The organism is Vreelandella malpeensis, from assembly GCF_020622355.1.
Classification (GTDB): domain Bacteria; phylum Pseudomonadota; class Gammaproteobacteria; order Pseudomonadales; family Halomonadaceae; genus Vreelandella; species Vreelandella malpeensis.
Genome location: NZ_WHVL01000006.1, coordinates 41,004 through 65,906, shown reverse-complemented (window position 1 = coordinate 65,906; position 24,903 = coordinate 41,004). Strand labels below are relative to the sequence as shown.

Below are 24,903 nucleotides of genomic sequence, written 5' to 3'. Positions count from 1 at the left end.
GTTTCAGCATAGCGTCATTCGCCCGGGTTAGCCGAGGAGGCCGCCCTCAAAGTGGTGAGCCCCCCGCCAAGCCGTCGCCGGACGCTACTCAAGGAGAACCGCATGCTGACACTCGGCCCTGAAGACATCCTGCTGGACTGCCGTGCAAAGAGCTGGCAGACCGCCCTGGACGCCGCCGCCACGGCACTGACCGAGGGCGGGCTGACCGCGCCGGAGTACCGTGAGGGGCTTCACGCACGCGAAGCGCAGTCGTCCACCTATCTCGGCAACGCCATCGCCATCCCCCATGGCACCCCGGAGAGCCGTCGTCACGTGCGTCACACCGGCGTGCGGGTGCTGCAATTTCCCGAGGGCGTCGCGTGGCACGACGGCCAGCGCGTTCACGTGCTGGTCGCCATCGCCGCCCAGAACGACGAACACCTGGATATTCTGCGCGCGCTCACCCACGTGCTCGACCGCGACGGCGTCGCCCAGGCACTGGCCTCGGCCGAATCGCGCAAGGAAGTGGCGAAGCTACTGTCCCGGCAAGCTCCCGCCCCGCGCCTGGACAAGCAGACGCTGTGCCTGAAGTTTCCCGCTCAAAGCGCGAAGGAGCTGACGCTGGCTGGCGCCGCGCGCCTCTATCAGGGCGGCTGCGTGAACACCGCTTTCATGAGCGCCATCGCCGAACGCGCGCCGGTCTATCTCGGCGGCGGCTACTGGCTGTCGAGCCACGCAGGCCCGGAGCTCGCCCCAGCGCTGGCCCTGGCGACCCCGGCCGATACTCGGCTCGAGGAGCAGGGGCACCCGGTACAGGCGGTGTTCTGCCTGGCGGGCCAGGCGGACTACCACCTGCCGCTGCTGGAGCGGATCGCCGCGCTGGTCGAGAGCGTTCCCGGCGAGACCCTGGCCAACGCCGATACCACGCGCGTGCTGTCGCTGCTGGCCGGTGAAACCGCCGCCACCGCCACGCGCCGGGTGCGAGTGCTCAACCCCCACGGGCTGCACGCCCGCCCGGCCAAGCAGCTCGTCCAGATCGCGCGCGAGCAGCCGGTGGCCATCAACGTGCGCCTGGAAGAAGGCAGCCCCTCGAGCGTTTCGGCGGCGAGCCTGACCAAGGTGATCGGTCTCGGCGCGCGACGCGGGCAGTGGCTGGTGCTCTCCGCCGCCGGCGCGGGTGCCGAGGCGGCCCTCGACGCGCTCGCCGGCGCCATCGAAGGCGGGCTCGGGGAGAAGGTATCGCCCTTCGAGAGCGGTTTCAAACCCGCTGCCCCCGTACCAGCCGATATCAAGGCGTACCCGCCGCTGGCCGAGAACGAGGCTCACTCAGGGATTGCCGCCTCGCCCGGCCTTGCGATCGCCCCCATTTTCGTGATGCGAGCGCCGCGCTTCGACTACCCGGAAGACGCGGCGGACAGCGAGCAGGAGCTTGGCCGCCTGCAAGACGCCATCACCCAGGGCCAAGCGCAACTCGCCGCGCTGGTGCGCGGGGCCGGCGGCGAAGTGGCGGACATTCTCTCGATGCACGAGGAAATGCTCGACGACCCGGAGCTCTACCGCGCCGCCGAGGAGGCGATTCGCGAGGGCCGCTCGGCAGAAGCCGGCTGGTGGGAGGCGATCGACACCGCCGCCCACGCCCAGGAGATGCTCGCCGACCGGCTGCTGGCCGAGCGCGCGGCGGACCTGCGCGACGTCGGCCGCCGGGTGCTGAGCGTGCTGTGCAATATCGAGTTGCCCGAACCGCCAGCGCATCCCTACATCCTGGTCACCGAGGACATCGGCCCGTCGGATGTCGCGCGGCTCGACACCGCCAAGGTGAAGGGGCTGCTCACCGAGCGCGGTGGCGCCACCGCCCACAGCGCGATCCTGGCCCGCGCGCTCGGCATCCCGGCGGTGGTCGGCGCCGGTCGTGCGGTGATGGCGCTCGACATTGAAAGCACGCTGATTCTCGACGGCGAGCGCGGTCGGATCATTCCGTCGCCGAGCGAAGAGCGCCTGGCGCGGGCAAGGCAGACCCTGCGCGCGCTCGAGGAGCGCGAGGCCAACGCCTGGTCGCGGCGCTTCGAGCGCGCCGAGACCCGCGACGGCCACCCGGTCGAGGTGGCGGCCAACCTGGGCAATACCCTGCACGCGGCGGATGCCGTCGAGCGCGGCGCCGAAGGTGTGGGCCTGCTGCGCACCGAATTCCTGTTCATGGCACACTCGAGCGCCCCGAATCTCGCCACGCAGACCAATGAATATCGCCAGGCGCTCGAGGCGCTGGCCGGGCGCCCGTTGGTGGCGCGCACCCTGGATGTCGGCGGCGACAAGCCGCTGCCCTACTGGCCGGTGCCGCAGGAGGACAACCCGTTTCTGGGCCTGCGCGGCATTCGCCTGGCGCTGACCGAGCCCGGCGTGCTCGAGACCCAGCTGCGCGCGCTGCTGCTGGCCGGCGCCCCGCGCGAGGATGGCCTAGCGTGCCCGCTGCGCATCATGCTGCCGATGGTCAAGGACGTGGCGGAGTTTCGCGCCGTGAAGGCGATCTTCGACCGGCTCATGGTCGAGATCCCCGCCGATGAGCGCGCCACCGACGTGCAGCTCGGGGTGATGATCGAAATTCCCTCCAGCGCCCTGCTCGCCCCCAGTCTGGCCGCCGAAGTCGACTTCTTCTCCATCGGCACCAACGACTTGACCCAATATACGCTGGCCATCGACCGCGGCCATCCGGTGCTCTCCGCCCAGGCCGATGGCCTGCATCCGGCGGTACTGCGCCTGATCCAGATGACCGTCGAGGCCGCTCACGCTCAAGGCAAGTGGATCGGGGTGTGCGGCGAGCTCGCCTCGGACGCCGTCGCCATCCCGGTACTGGTGGGCCTGGGCGTCGACGAGCTCTCGGTCAGCGCCCGCCAGGTGCCGCTGGTCAAGGCGCGGCTGCGCGAGTTCGACCTTGCCGATGCCCGCGAGAGCGCACGGCGGGCGCTGGCTCAGTCGACCGGTGACGCTGTGCGCGACGCGCTGGAGGCGAACTGATGGCCCGCGTGATGACCGTGACGCTCAACCCGGCCCTCGACCTGGCCTTCGCTCTCGACGAGCTGGCCCCCGGCGCGGTCAACCGCTCGCATCACGCCGAGCTCCAGGCCGCCGGCAAAGGCGTCAACGTGGCCCGGGTACTGGCCGGGCTCGGCCACGAGGTGATCGTCGGCGGCTTTCTCGGCGCCGACAACGACGCCCCGTTCAAGCGCGCCTTCGCTCAAATGGGCGTGACGGACGCCTTTCTTCGCCTGCCCGGCGATACCCGCATCAACGCCAAGCTGGCCGAACGCAGCGGCCGGGTGACAGACATCAACGGCCCCGGCATCGCGGTGGAGGCCGCCGCCATGCAGGCGCTGATCGAGATCGTCGAGGCGACCCTGGCGACTCACGAAGTGGCGGCGCTGCTGGTCGCGGGGAGTCTGCCGCCGGGACTCGATGTCGAAGGCTTCGGCGAGTTTCTGGCCCGCCTAAAGGCCACCGGCGTGCCGCTATGGGTGGATACCAGCGGCGCGGCGCTGACTCGCGCCATTGCCGTTGCGCCCCAGGCGGTCAAACCCAACGAGCTGGAGCTTGCCGACTGGGCGGGCAACGCGCTCGAAAATCTCGAGGCGCGCCTGGCGGCCACGGCGCGCCTGCACGCGGCAGGCATCGAGCAGTCGCTGCTCTCCGCCGGCGCCGATGGGGTGCTCTGGGTCAACGCCCGGGGCGCCTGGCAGGCGCGGCCACCCAGGCTGCAGGCGGCCAATACCGTGGGCGCCGGCGACACCTTCGTAGCCGGCATGCTGCACGGCCTGTTGAGCGGCCACGACGACGAACGCACGCTGCGTTTCGCGACCGCCCTGTCCGCCGAATCGGTGCGCCATGTCGGCGTGGGCGATCACCAGGCGAGCGACTTTTCCACCCTTTTGCAGCAGACGCAGGTGGCGCGCCTGTACGTCGAAAGCCCCGACGGAGCTCTTTCATGAACATCATTCTGATCACGGCCTGCCCCAGCGGCATGGCCACCACCTTTCTCGCCGCCCGGCGCCTGGAGCAGGCCGCCCAGCGCCTGGGCTGGCAGGTTCACGTCGAAATGCACGGCGAGCTCGCGCCGCTCAAAGCCGCAAGCCGGGAGCAGATCGGCCATGCCGATCTGATCGTGGTGGCCGCCGAGCAGGTGCCTGACCCGGCCCGCTTTGCCGGCAAGCGCCTGTATCAGGGCGCCATCAGTGACGCCCTGCCCGACCCGGAGGCGTTCCTTGCCACCGCCAAGCGCGAGGCGCCGCTGTTCACCCCGGCCACTGAACCCGCCGTCGACGAGAACACCGCCGCGCCTGATCAGGCCGGCAAGCGCATCGTCGCCGTGACCGCCTGCCCTACCGGCGTTGCCCATACCTTCATGGCCGCCGAGGCCCTCAAGGAAGCCGGACGCTCGCTCGGTCACGCCCTGCGCGTGGAGACCCAGGGCTCCGTTGGCGCTCAGGACAAGCTCACGGCTGACGAGATCGCCCAGGCGGACGTGGTGCTATTGGCCTGCGATATCGAGGTCGACCCCACGCGCTTTGCCGGCAAGCGGATCTACCGCACCTCCACCGGCACGGCGCTGAAGAAGCCTCGCCAGACCCTGGAGGCTGCCCTCGCCGAGGCGCGCATCGAGGATGGTGCGAGCGCATCCGCCGCCAGCGGCCCCAAGAGCCTCAAGGAGAAAGGCGTCTACAAGCACCTGCTCACCGGGGTGTCGTTCATGCTGCCGATGGTGGTGGCCGGCGGGCTGATCATCGCGCTGTCGTTTGTGTTCGGCATCGAAGCGTTCGAGGAGCCGGGGACGCTTCCCGCCGCCTTGATGCAGATCGGCGGCAGCGCCATGGGGCTGATCGTGCCGGTGCTGGCGGGCTATATCGCCTACTCCATCGCCGACCGGCCGGGCATCGCGCCGGGGCTGATCGGTGGCATGCTCGCCGCCGATATCGGCTCCGGCTTCATCGGCGGCATCCTGGCCGGCTTTCTGGCCGGGTACGTGGCGCTGGGCGTGACCCGCGGCGTCAAGCTCCCGTCGAGCGTGGAGTCGCTCAAGCCGATTCTGATCATTCCCTTCGTGGCGAGCCTCGTCACCGGCTTGATCATGGTCTACGTCGTCGGCGAGCCCGTGGCGGCGCTGCTGGGCGCACTCGAAAACTACCTCGCCTCGCTCGACTCGACCAACGCGGTGATTCTGGGGCTTCTGCTGGGTACGATGATGTGCGTGGACCTCGGCGGGCCGATCAACAAGGCCGCCTACACCTTCGGCGTGGGCCTGATCGCCTCCGGCACCTATGGGCCAATGGCGGCGGTGATGGCGGCGGGCATGGTGCCGCCGATCGGCATGGGCATCGCCAGCTTCCTGGCGCGCTACAAGTACGCCGCCGCCGAGCGCGAGGCGGGCAAGGCCTCCTTTGTGCTGGGGCTTTGCTTCATCAGCGAAGGCGCGATCCCCTTCGCCGCCAAGGATCCGCTGCGGGTGATTCCCTGCTGCATCGTCGGCGGGGCGGTGACCGGCGCACTCTCGATGCTGATCGGCGCCAAGCTGATGGCGCCCCACGGCGGCATCTTCGTGCTGCTGATTCCCGGCGCGATCAGCCCGGCGCTGCTCTACCTGGGCGCCATCGTGGTGGGCGCGCTGATCACCGGCGTGAGCTACGCCTTCTTGAAGCGCGGCGCTGCACAGGTGGCCGTGGCCGGCTGAACGGCGCGCCATCGTGACCTCGAAAAAGCGCCTTCGGCGACGCGACAACGCGTCGAAGGCGTTTTTTTATGCCCGACAGTTGCCCCTGTCAGCACGTGATGTAGTATTTTTACACAACAATCAAGGTACAGGCGCCACGCTCCAACTGCCTCATCGACAAGGAAATTCCCCATGTTCCAGCTCACCCGCAGCGTCACCTGGCAGGCCCTCGAACGCCTGCGCGACAAGACCCACGACGATCGCATCCGTGACTACTTCGCACGTGATCCCCAGCGCTTCGACAAGATGAGCCTGCGCGTGGGCGGGCTGTTTCTGGACTACTCCAAGCATCATGTCTCCGATGAGGTGCTGGCCAAGCTTTTAGAGCTGGCCGACCACTCGGCGCTGGTGCAGCGCCGAGCGCAGATGTTCTCCGGCGACATCATCAACGTGACCGAGAACCGCCCGGTGCTGCACACTGCGCTCCGAAATCTCGGTGACGAGCCGGTGTTCGTCGACGGCGAAGACGTGATGCCGGAGATCACCCGCACCCGCGAGCAGATCAAGACGTTTTCCGAAGCGGTGAGAAGCGGCGAGTGGAAGGGCTACAGCGGCCAGCCGATCAGGGACGTGGTCAACATCGGCATCGGCGGCTCGGATCTCGGCCCCAACATGGCGGTACGCGCGCTGTTGAAGTACCGCCATCCGGAGCTTCACTTCCACTTCGTCTCCAACGTCGACGGCACCCATATCCAGAAGGTGCTCTCGCGCCTCGACCCGGCGACGACCCTGTTCATCGTCTCGACCAAGACCTTCTCCACCCAGGAGACGCTCTTGAACGCCAAGACCGCGCGGCGCTGGTTTCTGGAAAACGCGGGCGAAGATGCCGACGTAGGCGCGCACTTCATCGCCGCCTCCACCAACCGCAAGGCGGCAATGGAATTCGGCATTCGCGAGGAGAACGTGTTCGAGTTCTGGGCCTGGGTGGGCGGGCGCTACTCGATGTGGTCGTCGATCGGGCTGCCGATCGCGCTCTCCATCGGCTTCGACGGCTTCATCGAGCTGCTGGAAGGCGCCCACGAGATGGACCGTCACTTCATCGAGGCGCCCTTCTCGCAGAACATGCCGGTACTGATGGCCTTGATCGGCATCTGGTACATCAACTTCATCGGCGCCGAGACCCAGGCGATCGTGCCCTACGACCAGGCGCTCAATCAGCTGCCGTCGTTTCTGCAGCAGCTCGACATGGAGTCCAACGGCAAGTCGGTGGACATCTTCGGCCACCCGGTCAACTACAAGACCGGCCCGATCGTCTGGGGCCAGACCGGCTCCAACGGCCAGCACGCTTTCTTCCAGCTGCTGCACCAGGGCACGCGCTACGTGCCGATCGACTTTATCGCCTCACTCAAGCCCGAACCCGGCATGGAGGAGCACCACTTCGCGCTTTTGACCAACATGCTCGCCCAGGCCAACGCCTTCATGGAAGGCAGCCAGGGCGACAGCAAGGAACTCAGCCAGCACGCCCCCTACAGCTGCCCCGGCAACCGCCCCTCCAGCACCCTGCTGCTCGACGAACTCACGCCTAAAAACCTCGGCGCGCTGATCGCGCTCTACGAGCACAAGGTGTTCGTCCAGGGCGTGATCTGGAACATTAACTCGTTTGATCAGTGGGGGGTGCAGCTCGGCAAGCGTATTGCCGGGGAAATCAGTGAGCGTATTGATACCAATGCGGCGGATTTTGATGCCTCGACCCAAGGGCTTCTGGAGCTGGTGCGGGCGCATTTTCCGGGTGGTAGTGCTGAAGAGAATGGCCAAGCTGAAAGAGGTAAGAAGACGGTCAAGAAGAAAGGCTAGAAAGCTTTAGGCTTCGCAACAAACAGGTGGTTAGCACAAGCCTTGGCTTAACAGCCGAGGCTTTTTTGAATGAGCAGAGCGGATGCTATAAAGGCTATAAGCGCCGGTTAAACCGCTTCCATCCAGTACTGGGTAGATGTTTCACCGCACCTTGTAAAACTCAGCCGCTCGTATAACGCGGTGGCATGACTCTGCTTCAAAACACGAAGCCGTAAAGGCATACCTGCCGCTCGTGCCTTTTTTCAATTCCTCACGCGCAACGAGCGTTCCAATGCTCTGCGCTTAATGTTTGAACTCAGGATTTAACGTCGCCAGCAGGGGCCGAAAACCAGAGCGAAGCGGCGGTTTTTTGGTCCCTCTGACTGGCTTGGTTATACATTATAAACTTAAAGCGCCTAATCCATCGGTGGTAATCTTTCATCACACCTTTGGGCGTTAGAGTGGGCCAGAACTTTTCCTGCTGCTGTAATCGTTAAAATAATTGGAATAGTATTCCACCAATCTTTAAGAACCTTAAGATTTGGTCTTTTATCCCATTCTTCCATGAATGAATTAATGTTGTTCTGCTTTAACCCGCCATCTTTAGAATATAGGTTGTAGACATCGTTTATCGCTGTTTTTTGTGCCTCTGTTAACCTTACGGGCACAATGACCAAAGCTCCATCTTGCAACATCTGTTGCTGTAATGAAATTGAATCAATCTGTGCTTTACTAGGAATAGGTATTCTTACGTAGTCAGTATTTAGAGTATGCTCAATTAGCAGCCCTCTAGGCAAATTAATACCGTCTAGTATTTCTAAGGCTTTAGTATAATTTTCAGAAGCTTTCTCTATGCCAGCGTCTATATAACCAGGAAGGATCTCGGGATAATACTGTTGTACTTTTTTTAAATCACCAAACGAACTTAGGCGAACTGCATTCAAAATATCTAAGTGATCTAGCCACTCATGGCCTGAAGGTAAATCTCCGTAGATAATCTTTCCAAATAGATCATTTAAAACATTTAGGCCTTGATTAATATCACCTGTAACGGGTAGAAAGCTATTAACAGCATGTGCGACTGTTAACCCTAATAAAGCCTCATCAGAAACCTTATCAACAATGTCTACCGCGAGGCTAATGCCTGCTCTTGCAATGCGATTATCACCCTTCTTAAATCGGTGAATAAGCAGTTCGGATAACAAATCATAGTCTGCTGGTCTTTCTGTAGATGCAGCTGCTTTTTGTGCATCAACCAGCAACAATTGAAAGCTTGGGTCTCCAAAAGCCTCTAGGGCACCGTCAACCCTCTCCATTTTTGGCATCAGGCTATTCTCAAACTCGGAAACCCTGGCGTTTGCGATTTCAAGTGCCTCCTGGGTATACTCTCGCCTTAACTGAAGGTTCATTTCTTGAAATACCTCACGTGCACGTTTTTCATCAATACCTACGTGCACTACCATTTGATCCGCCTGTAAATTTGTAGACTGATCGCCACTTTTTTGACTTTGCTTATTCATCATCCTTGCTACTGCCTATTTTAAAATTGCCACCAACCTGTATGTTCGTGGAATTATCTCCGCCCTTTTGGGTTTGTCTATTTTTTCTAGAAGAAATAAACCAGCCTACAATCGCAAGAGGGAGCGCAATGGCAACACCACTAAAAAGCCAATCTTTATTCTCTTCTAACCATTCCATATCTATATTACCTGGCTGTATGTATAATAGTGATTATATACCCGGCTGCATAACCTCAATGAACGTGCTGGCGCGTTCATTGAGGTTATCTAGCCGCTCGCATCAAATCTATCTCATTGATCCTATTACTAGCAAAGAGAATTTTGGCTGCCTATCTAAAATTCGCGTCCCTTCTCGCTTTGGCTATAGCAAATGTGATTGGGGCTGCGATCATCGTCCTATCTCCATGTGTGTGCATTAGAGCCAGAGCGCTGTTGATTAGCTGCGGGACCGGCTTAACAAATCGGTAAGATGCGCGCGCACTTCTGGCCACTCTCCCCTGCGCAGACTATACATCACCGTGTCACGAATGGTGCCATCGCGACGCAGCTTGTGCCCTCGTATCACACCCTCTTTTTTCGCGCCTAAACGCTCAATGGCACGTTGGCTTGCGTAGTTGACGTTGTCGGTACGCCAGCCCACCACGTTACAATCCAACGTATCGAACGCGTGTGTTAACGGCTCAGGACAATATCCAAGTCTCAACGATCGCGAATCGGAATCGGGCCGATGGGCGCGACGTTGGGCATGAAGAGGGTGACTTCGTTGACATCGTGCAGCGGCGCGACGAAGTCGGCTTTCCAGCTACCGACGCGCGGGTTGCGCTCCGGGTCGTAGTTGAAGCCCAGGCGCAGGCTTTTCGGGGCGACGACGTCGCCCTGCTTGCGTAGCAGCGAGAAGGATTGGTCGCCGAACTCAGCGTAGATCAGCCCGTCGATGCGCTCGAGCGGGATATTTTCGTAGATCAATTCACCGGAGTAGCCGGGGTAGTCGGTCAGGAAACGCACTTCGATATGCAGTACGCCCTCCTTGCGAACGGCGCGATAGGGCTCGGCGTAGGCGTGGCCACTGGCGGTCGGCGCGCGCTGGGTATCGAGAGCGAAGGCAGGCGTGGTCGAACACATCAACAGCGCAAGTGTGAAAAGTCCGCGAAGCATCATGGGTCACTCGTGGCGGGAAGGCAAAACACGCACGGAGCCGCCCGCAGGCGGCTCCGGCTACGGTGCTGGGTTACTCGGCGTCGAGGCCGAAGGCGTTCATGCTGGCACGGAACACGTCGGTGTTGTCGACCCAGTAGTGGCTCTCCTCATCTCCTTCGTAGATCGCCAGGCCTTCCTCGTGCTCGGCGATGTCGAGGAAGTAGTCGGCACCCGCGCCTTTGGCGTAGAGCGGGACCAGCTCGCGGGTGTGGGTGTCGGAGTGCCAGCGCACCAGCGGAAGCGCCCCGGCGCCCTGGTTGACGATCGGGCTGTAGGCGCGGGTGTCGGAATCCGGGCCCTGCAGCAGACCGTTGCCGTGGTCGGTGGTGACGATAATCAGGGTGTCGTCCCAGGAGCTTTCGTTTTCCACCCACTCGACGACGGCCTCGACGGCTTCGTTGAAGTCGATCTGCTCCTCGATGATCCGCGGCAGGTTGTTGGCGTGGGCGGCCCAGTCGACGGCGCCGCCTTCGACCATCAGGAAGAAGCCGTTGTCGCGGCCATCATTACTGGCACTCAGCACGTTGAGCGCGGCGCCGGTCAGGGTGGCCAGGCTCGGCGAAGTGTCGAGGAAGTTACCCGCGCCGACGCCCGGGCGGCTGTACTGTAAGGTCTGAATGTTCTGCACCAGACCCAGCACCTTCTCCTTGGGCAGGTCGAGTTCGCCGGCCGCCAGGGCCTCGAAGTCTTCCTTGCTCTCGATGAAGGCGTAGTCCGTCTCGCCGTCTACCAGGCGCTGGTAGGTCTCTTCTCCTCCGATGAAGCGGAAGTCGCTCTCGCGAGGCTCGTCGACGCGCTCGCCGGCGGCGTCGTAATAGGGGTGGCCCGTGCCGATGGCGATGGTGGCAAGCCCTGACTCGACGATTTCGCGACCGATGGCGCTGTAGTCGTTGCGGCTGACGTTGTGGGCCAGAAAGCCCGCCGGCGTCGCGTGGGAGATCTGCACCGAGGAGACCACGCCGAGCGCCCGGCCGCTCTCGACGGTGTACTCGCCGATGTGCTTGAGCGGCTGATCGTCGTTGGACCAGTTGATGGCGTTGTTGTAGCTCTTCTGACCGGAGGCCAGAGCCGTGGCGGCGGCGGCGCTGTCGGTGTAGTCGGCGCGCGCGTAATCGTAGCCGGCGAAGTAGCCTTTGTAGTTGCCAAGGCTTCCTTCGAAGACGCTCTCCACGCTTTCGTCATTCCAGAGCTCTACGGGGTCGAAAGTGACCTGATCGGCATCGCTGCGGGTCGGCGTGTTGGAGGTGTTGAGCGGATGGGTCGCCATGAACAGCTGCGTGTCGAAGTCATCGTAAACTTCGTGGCCCAGTGCCCCGTGGCGGTAGTAGCTCGCCGCGCGGAAGGTTTCGATACCCGTCCCGTCGGTGATCAGCAGAATGACGTTCTTGGCCGGCCCCTGCTGTGCCGCAGCGCTGCCCATAGTGATGCCGGTGACGGCGGCGGTGACGGAAAGTGCCACCATGGAGCGTTTGAATAGTCCCTTCATCGTATCCCCCTCTTGGTTAAACCAGGCTTGGTTGGCGCAAGGAAGCGTAGCGATGAAAAATGACAATATGGTGATTTACTTGATTAAAAGTCTCTAAACAAAAAACGGCGAGGCGCCAGGCGCCTCGCCGCAGGATCACGCGCTTACAGCATGCGCGGAATCTGGGAAGAGTGGTGGTGCAGGATGGGCGCATCCTTGGAGAGGTCGACGAGGTAGCTGAAACGCGCCTCGAAGTTGAGAAGCTCGCCGTCGACCTCGAAGCGCCAGTTGTAGAGGCCGGTGAGCGCGGCGATGGTCTCGGACACCTCTTGAACGATCACGGTCTTCTCGTGGAGAGTGATGCTCAGCCCCGGACGCGCGCCGAGGCGCTCGAAGTAATCGCGATGCTTTTCGCGGGTATCGGAAATACGGTTGGAAAAGGTGGGAATCAGTACGGCGTTCTCATCGTAAAGCGAAAGCAGTGCTTCGACGTCGGCACTGTTGATCGCCTGCATCCACTCGTTGAGTACGTCTTGGGGGGTTCTCATCGTAATGACCTCTTCGAACAGGGGTGACTTTAATGGGCCGCGGGCTCCGGCGGCACTGACGATAGCCTTTGTAACGCTTAGCTTTTCTAAATCAAGCCCGGCATTCTCATAAGCAAAGACTATCTTACCCAAATAGACCCGACCTCGCATGTCAAGTTCACTTTGGTCGATGACCTCCCCGTGGCGTGGCGTCCTGACCGCTCTTTTCTTGCATTGGTTCACTGCGCCAACTACTGTATATAAAAACATGCCATGGAGTGCAAAAGTGACATCGATCCGCCCATCACAGAGCCCCGTCATGAAGGGCAGAGGCGCCACCTTCGATCCGCCCAACCGCTTCGCCCCCACCTGTAGCGTTGCCGAACCCGACGGCTGGTGGCAGGCCGAAACGCCCTCGTCGCTTGCCACCGAAGTGCGCGAGGAGCCGACCAAAAGCGCGCTCTCCTGGAACGCATCGCCGGATCTCTCTTTTGATCGCTCATTGAACCCCTACCGTGGCTGCGAGCACGGCTGCATCTACTGTTTCGCCCGCCCGTCCCACGCCTATTGGGACTTGTCGCCGGGGCTGGATTTCGAGACACGGCTCATCGCTCGCACCGGCATGGTCGAGCGTCTGGAAGAGGAACTCGCCCACCCGCGCTACGTCTGCCGGCCTATCAACCTCTCGGGCAATACCGACTGCTACCAGCCGATCGAGGCGCATTACCGGACCACCCGGCGCCTGCTGGAGCTGCTGCACGCGTGCCGCCACCCGGTCACGCTGGTAACCAAGGGCACGCTGGTGCTGCGCGACATCGAGCTTCTGGCCAGCATGGCCGAACACCGCCTGGTCCGGGTATTCGTCAGCCTCACGAGCCTGGATGCGAACCTGAAACGCACGCTGGAGCCGCGCGCAGCGTCGCCCCAGGCGCGCTTGAAGGTGATTCGCGAGCTGAATACCGCGGGCATCCCTGTGGGCGTGCTGTTCTCGCCGGTGATCCCGGGGCTCACGGATCACGAGATCGAACGGCTACTGGAGGCAGCGAGCCGTGCCGGAGCGCGCACCGCCACCTGGATGCTGCTGCGCCTGCCCCGGGAAGTCGCGCCGCTGTTCGAGGCGTGGCTTCACACCCATCATCCCGCACGCGCCGCCAAGGTGATGAGCCTCCTTCGCCAGTGCCGGGGCGGCAAGACCAACGAGCCCGCCTTCGGTCGGCGCTTTCGCGGTGAAGGCGTGTTCGCCGACCTGATCGACCAGCGCTTTCGTCGCGCCAGCCGCCAGTGGGGTTTGCAGCCGCGTGCCGAACAGGGGCTCGATACCCGCTATTTCCGGCCGCCTCGTGCCCAGCAGGACCTGTTCGATTGAACAGGGCTCAGCGATGGCGCTTTTTCAGCTCATCGAGCACCAGAAACACGACCAGTTCTCAGCTGGTCGCCAGGGCGACGATCACCGAGATGACGGTGGAGGAGGACTGGATCAGGGCGGTGGCAACGATGCCCACCATCAGCGCGACGAAGGGGTTGGTGGCGAACTCGAACAGCCGCTCGGAGTGATCGCCGATGGCGAGCTTGAAGCCGTCGCCGACGATGGCTACCGCGCATATCAGAAAGTAGACTAGCAGCAGAAGTGTCACCCACTGGCGCAGCCGGCTCTGCCTGGCCTGCTGGCCCTGGTCGAGGTAGCTCTCTTGCGTGGCGTGGCTGGTCGTGTCGATCATGGCGCTACCCTCCCGTGGTGTGCAACGCCCAAGGTGCCTGCCGCCTCAGGGTGAACGCGGGAGGTGACACCCTGGTGACACTTCGACGACACCCGCGAATCGCGCGGCTTTCCCCTCACCACGCTGCCGGAGACCACCATGACCGACGCCCTGAGTAAGACCCGTTCGAGTTTTTACCGCCGCCTCTACGTCGCCTATCTCATCGACCAAGGCATCCAAAGCGTGCCCGCCTTGATGGAGGCGACCGGCATGCCCCGGCGCACCGCCCAGGACACCATCACGTCCTTGGGCGAGCTCGATATCGAGTGCGCCTTCGAACCCATCCAGGGCGAGCGTCACAACAGCGGCCGCTACGTTATCAAGGCGTGGGGCGCGATCGACCCCGCCTGGGTGGCGGCTCACGCCGAGCGTCTGGGCGCGGCCCTGGGCTATCGCTAACGCCTGACCAACAAGCGCGCCGCCAAAGGCGAGGTGATCATCTGGATGACCGCGAAGAACGCCGCGGGAATGGCGACCTCCGCCGGAAGGCCTGACGCGGCCACGAATGCCGCGGCGATGCTGAACTCCTTCTTGCTGGTGGTGAACAGGAAAGCGATCACCTCCTGGCGGTCGCGGGTGACGAATCGCGACACCAGGCCGACGGCGTAGCCGGCCAGGTTCAGGCACAGGGCCGCGGCGGCGATCACCAGCGCGTAGGCGCCGTACCCCAGGATGGTCGCCGCATTCGGCCCCACCACGGCGAGCAGGATCAGCAGGTACACCAAGGAGCCCAGGCCCGCGTACAAGTCGTCGAAGCGAGCGAAGAAGCCGCCAAACCCGGTGCGCAGCGTCACGCCCAGAAGCGTCGGCAGCAGCACGATCATCACCAGTTGCCCCACGATCGCCCCCAGCGGGCTCGCGAGCTCGATCCCGGTCAGCCAGACGAACAGAAACGGCACGATGAGCGGTGAAAGCGCCGTGCTGAACGCATTGAACACCGCCGCCATGGCCACGTTGCCGCGCGCCATCAGCACCAGAAGCGGCGATGACACGTCGGTGGGCAGTGCCCCCACGAGGGTCTGGCCGGCGGCCAGCGCCCCGCCGGCGAAGAATGCCCGGCCGGTCAGCCAACCCAGAAGCGACATGGGAACGTAGACCAGTACCGCCGCCAGCAGCGGCTTTTCAGGACGCGCGAGCACCCGCCGGATGGCGTGGACATCGAAGGTCAGGCTGATCAGCAGCATCAACAGCGCCAGCAGCGGGCCAATGGCCGGCGCCATCATCTGGCCGGTGGCGGGCAGTCCAAGCCCCAGCAGGGTCGCGCCGATCACCCACCACAGCAGGTGAGCTTCGACGAACAGGATACATCGGCGCATGGCGCAAGCTCGCTTGCATGGAGATGAAGACATGGGCAGCGGGACGCTAGCTTTCCGGAGGCTCGGCCCAGGCCAGGCGGGCGGCGTTCAAGGTGACGCTCAAGGAGCTGGCGGCCATGGCCAGCACCGCCGCCAGCGGCGGAATCGCCATGGCCACCACCAGCCCTAGTGCCAGCGTGTTGTAGAGCGCCGAGAACGCCAGATTCTGGATCATTACCCGCCGGGTGCGCCGGGCAATGCCCAGTAGCCGCACCACGCCGCCGATGCCCGGCGCGAGCAGCTGGGCGGCGGCGCCTTCGCGTGCGGCCTCGCTGGCGTTCATGGGTGCCACGCCGACTCCCGCCGCTGCGAGACAAAGCGTATCGTTGACACCGTCGCCCACGTAGAGCGTGGGCGCGGGGAGCCCCGCCAGCAGCCTCGCCTTGGCCTCCGGCGTGCGCTGGGCGTAGCAGGCGCTGGCTGCCAGGCCCACTTCGCCGCCGAGCCAGCTCACCGCCCCCTGGCGGTCGCCGCTGATCAGGGCCGTCACGTAGCCAAGGCGCGCGAGCTCGGCGAGGCTCGCCCGGGCATCTGCCACGGGTGGGTCGGCGAGGTGGAAGGTGGCAAGCCAGCCGTCGTCGTCGGCCAGTACCACCTGGGAGGCGAAGGCGTAGTCAGCGTCCTCGACACTCTCGGGCAGCGCCACGCCCTGCTCTTCGAGCCAGGCGGCCCTGCCCAGGCGCCAGCACTGGCCATCCGCGAAGCTCACGCGGTGGCCTGCGCCGGCCACCTCTTCCCGCTGGGCGACGGCCGGCTTTTCACCCGGATGCGCGGTTTCGCTCGCCCAGCGCAGCAGACCCAGGGTCAGGGGGTGCTCGCTTTCGCCGGCGGCGGCGGCGGCGGCAAGCCGCGCGGCGAACCCTTCGGGCAGCGCCTCGCGGTGGACGAGATGCACCACGCGGTGTCTGCCGGCGGTGAGGGTGTTGGTCTTGTCGAAGGCCACGGCGCGCACTCCGGCGAGCAGTTCGAAGGCGGCCGGGTCGCGGATCGCCACGCCAGCCTGCATTGCCTGGCCGCTACCGGCCAGGGCGGCCAGCGGCACCGCCAGCCCCACCGCGCAAGGGCAGGCCACTACCAGCACCGAGAGCGCTCGCACCACTGCCTCCTCCGTGCCTGCGCCGAGAATCCAGACGGCGGGCAGCGTGATCAGCGCCAGCAGCAGCGCCGCCGGGCTCAGCCAGGCGGCGAAGCGGTCGGCGAGCTTGGTAAGCTCCCCCTTGCGGGTTTGCAGCAGGCGCATCTGTTCGCACAATCGGTCCACGCGGCGCTCACCCGGCGTTGCATCGATGGTGAGCCGCACCGGCCCTTGGCCGCTACCCAGGTAGCGATAGCCGGCGAAGACCTTCTGCCCTGCCGCCAGGTAGCGCGGAACGCTTTCGCCGGAGAGCGTGGCGGTATCGAACCAGCCTGGGGTGGCAAGCGTGGCATCGAGCAGCAGGGTTTCGTCATGCGAGAGCAGCAGCGTGTCGCCTCGTACGGCCTCCTCGGGCGGCCGCGTCTGACGCTTGCCGCCGCGCTCCAGGGTAACGTCGGCCTGGGGCAGGGCCAGCGCGTCGAACGCCTTCAGCCCGCGCTGGCGGCAAAGCGTTTCGGCCAGCCGGCCGACCAGCAATAGTGTGACCAGCATCACGGCGGTATCGAAGTAGACCTCCGCCGAGCCGCGCGCCAGCAGCCAGACCGATACCGCGACCGCCCCCAGTACGCCAAGGCTCACCAGCACGTCCATGCCCGGGCGGCCTGCGCGCAGCGTGCGCCACCCCGCGCGGTAGAACGGCACGCCGGCGTAGAGCACCACGGGCAGTGCAAAGCCGCCGGAGAGCCAGGCCATGACCAGCTCGATGCGCCCGGCGGGCACGGCACCAGCATAGATGAGCAGCGAAGCGAGCATCGTCCACATGCCGAACACCGCGGCGACCATCAGGCGCAGGCTCAGGTAGCGGCTCTCCTTCTCGAGCCGCGCGGCGGCATCAACGACGGCCTCGAGTGGGCCGAGCCGGTAGCCGATGCGCGCCACGCGCGCGGCCAGCGCCTCGAACCCGATCGCATCGGACTCGCCCTGCACCCAGACGGTGGCCGTCGGGTAGTGGACGCTCGCCGATTCGATGCCGGCGGCGCGCTGGAGCACGCCTTCGACGGCAAGCGCGCAGCTGGTGCACCACATGCCGTGCAGGCTGTAGAGCGCGGTGTGCCCGGCGGCCGGCTCACCTTCGGCCTGGGCGAGCGTCACCGCCACGAACTCACAGGCAGGGCGGCACGCCGATGATCGGCATGCCGGTAAAGACGACCCCGAGCGCGGAGAAGAGATAGAGCCCGGCGGACACCAGCGCGTTGAAGCGCGGCCGACCGGTGAGCTCGCGCCCCGCCTTCCAGCCGGCCCAGGTCAGCCAGGCCAGCAAGGCGGTGATCAGCAGGCTGAAAAGCCCGAGCCCCAGGTTGAGGCCGGTCCAGGCCCCCTGCGCCGGCGCCGGGGGCGCCACGGCGCAGGCCACCGATAGCCCCCCGTACACCGCCACGAACCAGATGCTCCAGAGCGTGAGCCCCACGACCAGATGCGCCGGATGTCCCAGGTACAGTCGCTTGAATGCGGTTTCCATCGTCTAGCCTCCAATGACCCGAGGCAGCACGCCGAGCGCGCCGACCAGCACCCAGAACGTCACCACGTTGTAGCGCCACAGGATGACCACGACCGCCGGCTCGAACGGCGCGTGCAGTCCCACGTAGCCGTGACGCACGCGAAGCCCCTGCATGGCGGAGAGAATCATGGCAAGCGCCCCATGGAACAGCGCATAGACGAGCCCTACCAGCAGCACCGCGTCGTGGCTTGTGCGGGTCGGTTCGAGCCCTGCCGTCAACAGCGACCAGAGCACCAGCCCCACCTGAGCCGCCCCCAGCAGCGCGCTCATGTAGAAGCCGCGGGCCAGGCCGCGATCCTGGTTGACGCGTAGTCCACGCACCAGGCGCTCCATCACCCCGGCGCCCAGGGTCATCGCCACGCCGGCCGCGACGAGCACGACCAGCGACAGCGGCGAGACCTCCGGCATGCGCCACTGCGGTGATACTGTCCACAGGTAGAACCAGCCGAACAGGTACGAGAGGAAGAATGAGCCATTGGCGATCGAGAACGTGGCCATCGCCCAGACGCCGGGACCGCTCATGGTGCGTGAGTGCAGGGGCGGGTCGCCTTTGCGCACCTCGGCGTCCGGCGCCGCCTTCGGATGTGCGCCGTTCTCCCAGGACCAGCGCAGCAAGAACACCCCGGCGATGATCACGAACACGCCGGCCAGCGCGTAAACCCGGGTGAGCAGGCTCACGCACACCACGGCCAGGGCGAGGGCTGCGAAGAACGGCCACCAGGAGTTGCCCGGCAGGTGGATGATTTCGCGCACCTTGCCAGTGATCGAATCGGTGCCCCACATTTCGCGACGCCCGTGGGAGGTGACGGCCAGCCCGTGCTTGCCTTCGGCCATAGTGCGCGGCAGGTCCGGATTGTCCCACAGCGGGTGGCGGGTATCGATCTTCGGCAGGCTGACGAAGTTGTAGGCGCTCGGCGGCATGGCGTTGGCCCACTCGAGGGTGTCCGCCTTCCACGGATTGTGCTGGGCGGGCTTGCCGAACTTGAAGTGCAACGCGATGTCGATCAGCACCATGGCGATGCCTGCCGACATCACGAAGCCGCTGATCGACGAGAGCAGGTTGAAGATCTCCCAGCCGTTGCCCGCTTCGTAGGTGTAGATACGCCGCGGCATGCCCAGAAGCCCCGTCCAATGCATGATCAGGAAGGTGCCGTTGAAGCCCAGGAAAGTCAGCCAGAAGCCCCAGCGGCCGATGGTTTCCGACGGCATGCGCCCGGAGAACAGCGGCAGCCAGTAGTAGAGCCCAGCCATCAGCGGGAAGAACATGCCGCCCACCAGCACGTAGTGCATGTGCGCCACCACGAAGTGGGTGTCGTGGACCTGCCAGTTGAACGGCACCAGCGCCAGCATCACCCCGGTCAAGCCGCCGCAGACGAAGATGATCAGAAAGCCCAGGATCCACAGCATCGGCAGCTTGAAGCGCGGCTTGCCGAGCCACAGCGTTGCCAGCCACACGAACACCTGGATGGCGGTGGGGATCGCCACCAGCATGCTCGCCGCCGAGAAGAACGCCTGGGCGAGCTGGGGAATGCCCACGGTGAACATGTGGTGCACCCAGAGCCCGAAGCTGATGAAGCCGGTGACGACGATGGCGAACACCACCCAGCCGTAGCCGACCAGGGGCCGCCCGGCGAACACAGGAATCAGGGTCGAGACGATGCCCGCGGCGGGCAGGAAGATGATGTACACCTCCGGGTGGCCGAACAGCCAGAAGAGGTGCTGCCACAACAGCGGATCGCCGCCGCCGGCCACTTCGAAGAACGGCATGCCCACGGCGCGCTCGAGCTCGAGCAGCACGCTGCCGAGGATCAGCGGGGGAAAACCGACCACGATCATCAGCGCCATGGCGAGGATGTACCAGGCGAAGATCGGCATCTTGTGCAGCGCCATGCCCTGGGTGCGGGTACGCAGGATCGAGACGACGATCTCCACCCCGGCGGAGAGCGCCGAGATCTCGACGAAGGTGATGCCCAGAAGCCAGAAGTCCGACCCCAGCCCCGGCGAGTATTCGCTGCTCGAAAGCGGCGTGTACATGAACCAGCCGGCGTCGGGCGCCATCTCGAGCACCATGCTGAAGCTCAGGATGATGCCGCCGAACAGATAGCAGAAGTAGCCAAGCGACGTCAGCCGCGGACACACCAGATCGCGGGCGCCGATCATCTTGGGAATCAGGTAGATCGCCAGCCCCTCGAGGATCGGGATGGCGAACAGGAACATCATCACCGTGCCGTGCATGGTGGTGACCTGACTGTAGATGTCCGGCGTCATGAAGTTCTGGTCGGGCGTGGCGAGCTGCGTGCGGATCAGCATCGACAGCACGCCGCCGATCACGAAGAAGACCATCCCCGTGACCATGAAGCGCAGGCCAAGTGTGGTGTGGTTGACGATGGTCAGCGCCTTGATGCCCCGGGGATTGCCCCAGATTTCGTGCAGGTCGTCGTGCAGCGTCTGTGCGCCCTCGGGCTGCTGAGGATCCTGTGGAGTCGCTTCGCGATTGATGCTCGTCATGGGGTCAGGGTCTCCAGCCAGTCACCCAGACCACTCAGGGTGTCGGTATCCAAATCATCGTGTTGCGGCATTCTGTTCCCGGGTTTCAACGTTTGATGGTGTCTCAGCCACTGGTAGACGGCGCCCTCCTCCATGGCCAGCGTGCCGGCCCCCAGCATCGTGCGCCCGCCCAGGTCGGAAAGATCGGGACCGATCGTGCCGGCGCTCACACCGGCGACCCGGTGGCAGCTGGCGCAGAAGGTGGTGAAGTTCTCGCGCGCCGACGCGAAGGCGGGGTCGCTCGTGGCGAGTTCCGCCAGCGCTTCTTCGCTTCGCGCCGCAAGCCAGGCATCGAACTCTTCGCGCGGCAGCGCCTCCACGTAGAGGTGCATGTGGGCGTGGCCCACGCCGCAAAGCTCGGCGCACTGGGCGCCGAACACGCCAGGCTCGTCCGCTTCCAGGCGAATGCGGTTGATGCGCCCGGGCAGCATGTCGATCTTGCCCCCCAGGCGCGGAATCCAGAAGCCGTGGATGACGTCGGCGGCGGTAACGTGAAAGTCTACCGGCTCGCCGGCGGGCATGATCAGCTGGTTGGAGGTGACCACGACGCCGTTCGGGGCGCCGGGGTAGCGTACCTCCCACCACCACTGGTGGCCGGTCACCTCGATCACCTCCGGCGGCTCGTCCAGCGGCAGGGTCAGCATGCGCTTGCCCGTCGGCACGCCGAAGGCCAGCAGCGCGATGACCGTTACCACCGGGAGCACGATGCCGCCGCCGACGATCCAGCGCCGCGCGACCCGCCGCTCCTGGGCCGGGGTCCGGCTGACGTCGCGCGTCTTGAAGGTGTAGAGCCACAGCGCCGTGACCGCCACGAGCACTACCGTGGCGAAGCTCAGCATCACCCACCAGATCATCCGGACGTCCCGCGCAGCGGGGCCGGCAGGGTCGAGAATGGAGTGATCGCCGCTGCATCCCGAAAGCGCGAGCAGCACGCCCGAGCAAAGCGTTAACGCCCCCCGGTTGACCCATGGTCGCGTTACGCGTTGAATACGGGCTGGGGGCGGTGCGCCGTTACGTTCCCTCATATACTCTTTCCCTTATTGTCTGCCCACAGGAAGTGATCATGGCAACCTCTCCGCAACGCTCCATCAAGAGCCGGGCCTCCCTGGCCGGTCATCCGCTCCACCCGGTCATGATTCACTTTCCCGTCGCGGCGCTGATGGCGCTGGTGGCAAGCGATCTGGCCTACTGGTACACCGGCGACCCGTTCTGGGTACGAAGCGGCCTGTGGCTTGCCGGCGTGGGCGCCTTCGGCGGCTGGTTCGCCTCGATCGCCGGTATCATCGACCTGGTGACGGTATCGCGCATTCGCCGCTTGATCACCGGCTGGAGCCACGCCATCGTCGCGGTGGTGATGCTCTCCTTGGCCTCGCTCAACTGGCTGTTGCGCCTCAATTCGCCCGAAGCGATCCTGCCCTGGGGCCTGGCGGTGTCGCTGGTGACCGGTGCCTTGATTGCCCTGGCCGGGTGGCTCGGCGGCCAGCTCGTCTATGAGCACGCCGTCGGGGTCGACGTCGACGACTGATCGAGAATCATCAAACGAATCATCAAGAAGCGCCCGCATGGCTAGCCCCATTCCAGGGGCTTGGCCAGCACGACGCCCAGCACACCGAGAATTCCCAGCAGCGCGACGATCAGCCCCGCCAGCGTCGCCAGCTTCACGCCGCTGAAGATGCCCATTTCCAGGCGCAGGATCAGCCAGCCGAACAGGCCGTGAGCGGCCACCATCGCCACGACCGCGCCGAGCTTGAGAATCAGCCAACCGCCCATCAGGCCATGCAGCAGAAACAGCAAGGTACCCGAGCCGATCGCAAGCAACGCAGCGGGCGTGGCAACGGTGTTGTAGAAGTAGCGCGGCATGGGCGGGGTGCCCTGGGCGAAGCCGGCGTCCTTGCGCAGGACCAGCGCATGGTTCAGCAGTGCAGGAAGGTAGAGAAGCGAGCCGCACCAGACGACCAGTGCGGCGATATGCAGAAGTTTCAACCAGGGCATCACGGCGTCCTTGCAATGCAAAAAGGGTAATGGGCAGCTCGAAAGCAGGAATCGGCCAGCCGAACAGGCCATCCAGTCGATGAACGTTTTGCCAAGGAGTGTACCGATGCCCGCCCCTTGTACCTGAGCGTGGCGACATGCGTCCGAGCACCCCTCTACCTTAGCCAACTCCTCCCGAGCTTGCTAGGCCGCTCAGTCAACGCTGACCTGGTAGCCGGTGAATTTACGCAGATTGATCACGCCGGTATCGAGCATCAGGTACTGCCCCTTCACGCCCTGCAGCACGCCTTCGACCACCGGGCTCTTGTCGAGATTGTGCGAGACGATCTTGGCGGGAAAGGTCTCGACCGGATAGCGGATATCCAGCGGCGTTTCGTCCAGGATGCGAAGGGCTTCGTCGCCATGCGCCTGGCGCAGCTCGTCGAGCCCGGGCTCGACCAGCGCCAGGAGCCGGTCACGCTCGTGACGCAGGTCGAGCGGCGCGACCTCGCCCTTGAGCATGGCGCGCCAGTTGGTGCGATCCGCAACGTGCTGCTTGAACAACGTCTCGACGAGCCCCGACTGCTGACGGGTGGCCACCTCGAGAATCGGCAGCGCCTGGATCGCGCCCTGGTCGATCCAGCGCGTGGGCATGTTGGTCTTGCGGGTGATGCCGACCTTGAGCCCGGAGGAGTTGGCAAGATAGACGATGTGCGGCGTGAAGCAGTGCGCCTCGCCCCACGCGGGTTCCCGGCAGGTGCCTTGAAAATAGTGACAAAGCTCCGGCTTGACGATGCAGGTGTCGCACTGGGCCAGGCGCTTGAAGCACGGGTAGCAGTAGCCCTGGGCGAAGCTCTTGTTGGTCTTGCGCGCGCAGTGGATGCAGTTGATCTGCCCCTCCCAGGTCAGGCGCAGCGGCTGGCCCAGGCGCTCGTTGAGCGCCACCCGGGCAGTGCCGGCACGCAGCTGGTAGTCGACCGGTGCGCTCCCCGCGCCGAGCTCGACCGCCATCCTTGAAAGCTGACCGCGAACGGCGGATTCCCGAGCGAGCAGATCAGTCACTCGACGCGTCCCGGCCAAGCCCGGCCATTTCCGGCGAGACGCCGGCGCCGGTGGCGCCGGCCCCGCAGGTACGCCGCTCGAGATAACCCACGCGGTTCTCCTCGGGGACGTTGTTCTCGATCTCGAAGCGAATCACCGCCTCGAGGCACAGCTCGGTCTGCTCGGCGCTCAGAAAGCGTCCGTCCGGCCACTTGCGCAGCGCCACTGCCTGCTTGAGGCTTTCGTAGATGCTCGGGGTCATCTGGCTGATCATGCGCTCGAAGCTCATATCACTCATGTAACACTCCACTCTGGTTCAGGTCGGCGGTTGAAGGTCAGCGCGCCGGATCGCGGTGTCTGGCGCAATGATACCAGCCCGTCGCCAGTCCCACGAGCAGACCGCCGAGGTGCGCCTCGTTGGCCACGTTGCCAAAGCCCACGCTGTCGGCCAGTCCGGTCATGGTGAACACCATCCAGCCGAGCATGAACACCACCAGCATCGGCGGCACGAAGAAGCCGCTTTGCGGGCGCCGGCGGGAAACGAGCCAGACGTGGCCGAGCAGCGCGTACACCACGCCGGACATGCCGCCGAACAGCACCGTACCGGTCGCGTACTGGGCGAGGTTGGCACCAATACCCGCCACCAGGAGCAGCAAAAGCATCGCCTTGCTGCCCTGCAGCGCCTCGACCTGACGGCCGAAGTACCATACCCACATCAGGTTGAAGATCAGGTGCATCAGGCCGAAGTGCAGAAAGGCCGGGCTCAGGAGTCGCCACACCTGGCCGGAGGCGAGGGTCTCGCCAAGACCCGTGGCCACCAACTGGTTATCGGCGATCCACACCGGCACGATGGTGAGCGAAAGCAGCACGCCGTCGCCCAGAGTGTTCATCAGCGCGAACACCACAAGGCACAGGCCGATGGTCACGACGGTCACCGGCAGGCGGCGCACCAGGCGCGCCCCCTGCCCTGCCTGACGCCCCTTGGGCCGGGGACCGTCGACCAGCACCTCGCCGCGCTGCCAGCGCTCCACCAGCGCCTCGAGCTCACCCTGCTGACGAGGGTCGGCGACCCACAGCAGCAGGCCATCGCGCTCTTCGGTGAATCGGTGGCCGATACGGTAGTGCCAGAGTGCCTGGCGCAGCTCGCCGGTGTCGGTCTCGGCGGGCAGGAGCATCACAGGATGCATAACACCTCCCTTGGGCGTCTTGGGCGTCGAGGCCTGGCCTCGAAACGGAGTCTGTGCACGGCACGCCTTTCGGGCATAAAAAAACCGGCGGAGGGGGCCGCCGGTTTAAAGCAAGGGATCATTCAAGGGAACACTTACTCTGATAGCCGACGACAGGGTTAGTTCAGCGATTTTCAAAAAAAGATGTTTCTCTGTGTAT

22 protein-coding genes are annotated in these 24,903 nt (G+C 64.5%); 7 read left to right on the top strand and 15 right to left on the bottom strand.

All coding sequences use genetic code 11. The features are described 5' to 3' along the window. Positions 1-102 precede the first annotated feature (102 nt). From ptsP to pgi, 4 genes are all read left to right on the top strand, one after another. Positions 103-2,988, top strand: a complete 2,886-nt coding sequence (gene ptsP, locus GEV37_RS13845) for a phosphoenolpyruvate--protein phosphotransferase (protein WP_227390857.1) — start codon at positions 103-105, stop codon at positions 2,986-2,988. Beyond that, a complete protein-coding gene (pfkB, locus tag GEV37_RS13840; protein WP_227390856.1) occupies positions 2,988-3,956 on the top strand; it encodes a 1-phosphofructokinase in 969 nt (322 codons plus the stop codon). Before ptsP ends, pfkB begins: the two co-directional genes overlap by 1 nt. Continuing rightward, positions 3,953-5,692, top strand: a complete 1,740-nt coding sequence (locus tag GEV37_RS13835) for a PTS fructose-like transporter subunit IIB (protein WP_227390855.1) — start codon at positions 3,953-3,955, stop codon at positions 5,690-5,692. The genes pfkB and GEV37_RS13835 overlap by 4 nt, the downstream gene beginning before the upstream one ends. A gap of 171 nt (positions 5,693-5,863) precedes the next feature. After that, on the top strand, positions 5,864-7,525 hold the full coding sequence (gene pgi, locus GEV37_RS13830) for a glucose-6-phosphate isomerase (protein ID WP_227390854.1): 1,662 nt from the start codon (positions 5,864-5,866) through the stop codon (positions 7,523-7,525). Between the two features lie 395 nt (positions 7,526-7,920). Here the strand turns inward: pgi and GEV37_RS13825 are convergent, their stop codons facing one another. The 5 genes from GEV37_RS13825 to GEV37_RS13805 all read right to left on the bottom strand — a co-directional run bounded on the left by GEV37_RS13825 (position 7,921) and on the right by GEV37_RS13805 (position 12,234). After that, a complete protein-coding gene (locus GEV37_RS13825) occupies positions 7,921-9,027 on the bottom strand; it encodes an LPO_1073/Vpar_1526 family protein (RefSeq protein WP_227390853.1) in 1,107 nt (368 codons plus the stop codon). After that, entirely contained in the window at positions 9,017-9,202 is a 186-nt protein-coding gene (locus tag GEV37_RS13820) for a hypothetical protein (RefSeq protein WP_227390852.1), read from the bottom strand. Before GEV37_RS13820 ends, GEV37_RS13825 begins: the two co-directional genes overlap by 11 nt. A 521-nt stretch (positions 9,203-9,723) precedes the next feature. Further along, positions 9,724-10,182: a hypothetical protein gene (locus GEV37_RS13815; RefSeq protein WP_227390851.1), complete on the bottom strand. Its 459-nt coding sequence runs from the start codon at positions 10,180-10,182 to the stop codon at positions 9,724-9,726. Between the two features lie 70 nt (positions 10,183-10,252). After that, positions 10,253-11,707: an alkaline phosphatase gene (locus GEV37_RS13810; RefSeq protein ID WP_227390850.1), complete on the bottom strand. Its 1,455-nt coding sequence runs from the start codon at positions 11,705-11,707 to the stop codon at positions 10,253-10,255. Positions 11,708-11,850: 143 nt separating this feature from the next. Beyond that, the gene (locus tag GEV37_RS13805; protein ID WP_227390849.1) at positions 11,851-12,234 is read right to left on the bottom strand and encodes a nuclear transport factor 2 family protein; all 384 of its coding nucleotides are present in this window, start codon (positions 12,232-12,234) and stop codon (positions 11,851-11,853) included. Positions 12,235-12,532: 298 nt separating this feature from the next. Between GEV37_RS13805 and GEV37_RS13800 the strand changes: the two genes are divergently transcribed. Next, complete coding sequence (locus GEV37_RS13800; RefSeq protein ID WP_227390848.1) at positions 12,533-13,579, top strand: PA0069 family radical SAM protein; 1,047 nt, start codon at positions 12,533-12,535, stop codon at positions 13,577-13,579. Between the two features lie 58 nt (positions 13,580-13,637). Here the strand turns inward: GEV37_RS13800 and GEV37_RS13795 are convergent, their stop codons facing one another. Then, on the bottom strand, positions 13,638-13,931 hold the full coding sequence (locus GEV37_RS13795) for a Na/Pi cotransporter family protein (protein WP_227390847.1): 294 nt from the start codon (positions 13,929-13,931) through the stop codon (positions 13,638-13,640). A gap of 138 nt (positions 13,932-14,069) precedes the next feature. Between GEV37_RS13795 and GEV37_RS13790 the strand changes: the two genes are divergently transcribed. Further along, positions 14,070-14,369: a winged helix-turn-helix domain-containing protein gene (locus GEV37_RS13790; protein WP_227390846.1), complete on the top strand. Its 300-nt coding sequence runs from the start codon at positions 14,070-14,072 to the stop codon at positions 14,367-14,369. Here GEV37_RS13790 and GEV37_RS13785 read toward each other — a convergent pair. Genes GEV37_RS13785 through coxB form a run of 5 tightly spaced genes read right to left on the bottom strand, consistent with a single transcriptional unit; the run spans position 14,366 to position 21,530 of the window. Then, positions 14,366-15,286 carry a bile acid:sodium symporter family protein gene (locus GEV37_RS13785; protein WP_227390845.1) on the bottom strand — a complete coding sequence of 307 codons (921 nt, stop codon included), beginning with the start codon at positions 15,284-15,286 and terminating at the stop codon, positions 14,366-14,368. The two genes, GEV37_RS13790 and GEV37_RS13785, sit on opposite strands and share 4 nt — an antisense overlap. Positions 15,287-15,332: 46 nt before the next feature. Beyond that, on the bottom strand, positions 15,333-17,558 hold the full coding sequence (locus GEV37_RS13780; RefSeq protein WP_338035134.1) for a heavy metal translocating P-type ATPase: 2,226 nt from the start codon (positions 17,556-17,558) through the stop codon (positions 15,333-15,335). Between the two features lie 4 nt (positions 17,559-17,562). Next, complete coding sequence (locus GEV37_RS13775; protein WP_227390844.1) at positions 17,563-17,919, bottom strand: hypothetical protein; 357 nt, start codon at positions 17,917-17,919, stop codon at positions 17,563-17,565. Between the two features lie 3 nt (positions 17,920-17,922). Next, a complete protein-coding gene (gene ctaD / locus GEV37_RS13770) occupies positions 17,923-20,466 on the bottom strand; it encodes a cytochrome c oxidase subunit I (RefSeq protein WP_227390843.1) in 2,544 nt (847 codons plus the stop codon). Next, positions 20,463-21,530 carry a cytochrome c oxidase subunit II gene (coxB, locus tag GEV37_RS13765; RefSeq protein ID WP_227390842.1) on the bottom strand — a complete coding sequence of 356 codons (1,068 nt, stop codon included), beginning with the start codon at positions 21,528-21,530 and terminating at the stop codon, positions 20,463-20,465. The genes ctaD and coxB overlap by 4 nt, the downstream gene beginning before the upstream one ends. 38 nt (positions 21,531-21,568) lie before the next feature. Between coxB and GEV37_RS13760 the strand changes: the two genes are divergently transcribed. Beyond that, positions 21,569-22,030 carry a DUF2231 domain-containing protein gene (locus GEV37_RS13760; protein WP_227390841.1) on the top strand — a complete coding sequence of 154 codons (462 nt, stop codon included), beginning with the start codon at positions 21,569-21,571 and terminating at the stop codon, positions 22,028-22,030. A gap of 41 nt (positions 22,031-22,071) precedes the next feature. On the opposite strand, the gene GEV37_RS13755 is transcribed toward GEV37_RS13760, so the two are convergent. The 4 genes from GEV37_RS13755 to GEV37_RS13740 form a co-directional block, all read right to left on the bottom strand. Next, the gene (locus GEV37_RS13755) at positions 22,072-22,497 is read right to left on the bottom strand and encodes a CopD family protein (RefSeq protein ID WP_227390840.1); all 426 of its coding nucleotides are present in this window, start codon (positions 22,495-22,497) and stop codon (positions 22,072-22,074) included. 192 nt (positions 22,498-22,689) lie between these two features. Continuing rightward, positions 22,690-23,538: a DUF2797 domain-containing protein gene (locus GEV37_RS13750; RefSeq protein ID WP_386111542.1), complete on the bottom strand. Its 849-nt coding sequence runs from the start codon at positions 23,536-23,538 to the stop codon at positions 22,690-22,692. Beyond that, on the bottom strand, positions 23,531-23,815 hold the full coding sequence (locus GEV37_RS13745; RefSeq protein WP_227390839.1) for a YeaC family protein: 285 nt from the start codon (positions 23,813-23,815) through the stop codon (positions 23,531-23,533). Before GEV37_RS13745 ends, GEV37_RS13750 begins: the two co-directional genes overlap by 8 nt. A gap of 37 nt (positions 23,816-23,852) precedes the next feature. Continuing rightward, positions 23,853-24,704 (bottom strand): rhomboid family intramembrane serine protease, encoded by an 852-nt coding sequence (locus GEV37_RS13740; RefSeq protein ID WP_227390838.1) that lies wholly within the window; start codon positions 24,702-24,704, stop codon positions 23,853-23,855. Between the last annotated feature and the right edge of the window lie 199 nt (positions 24,705-24,903).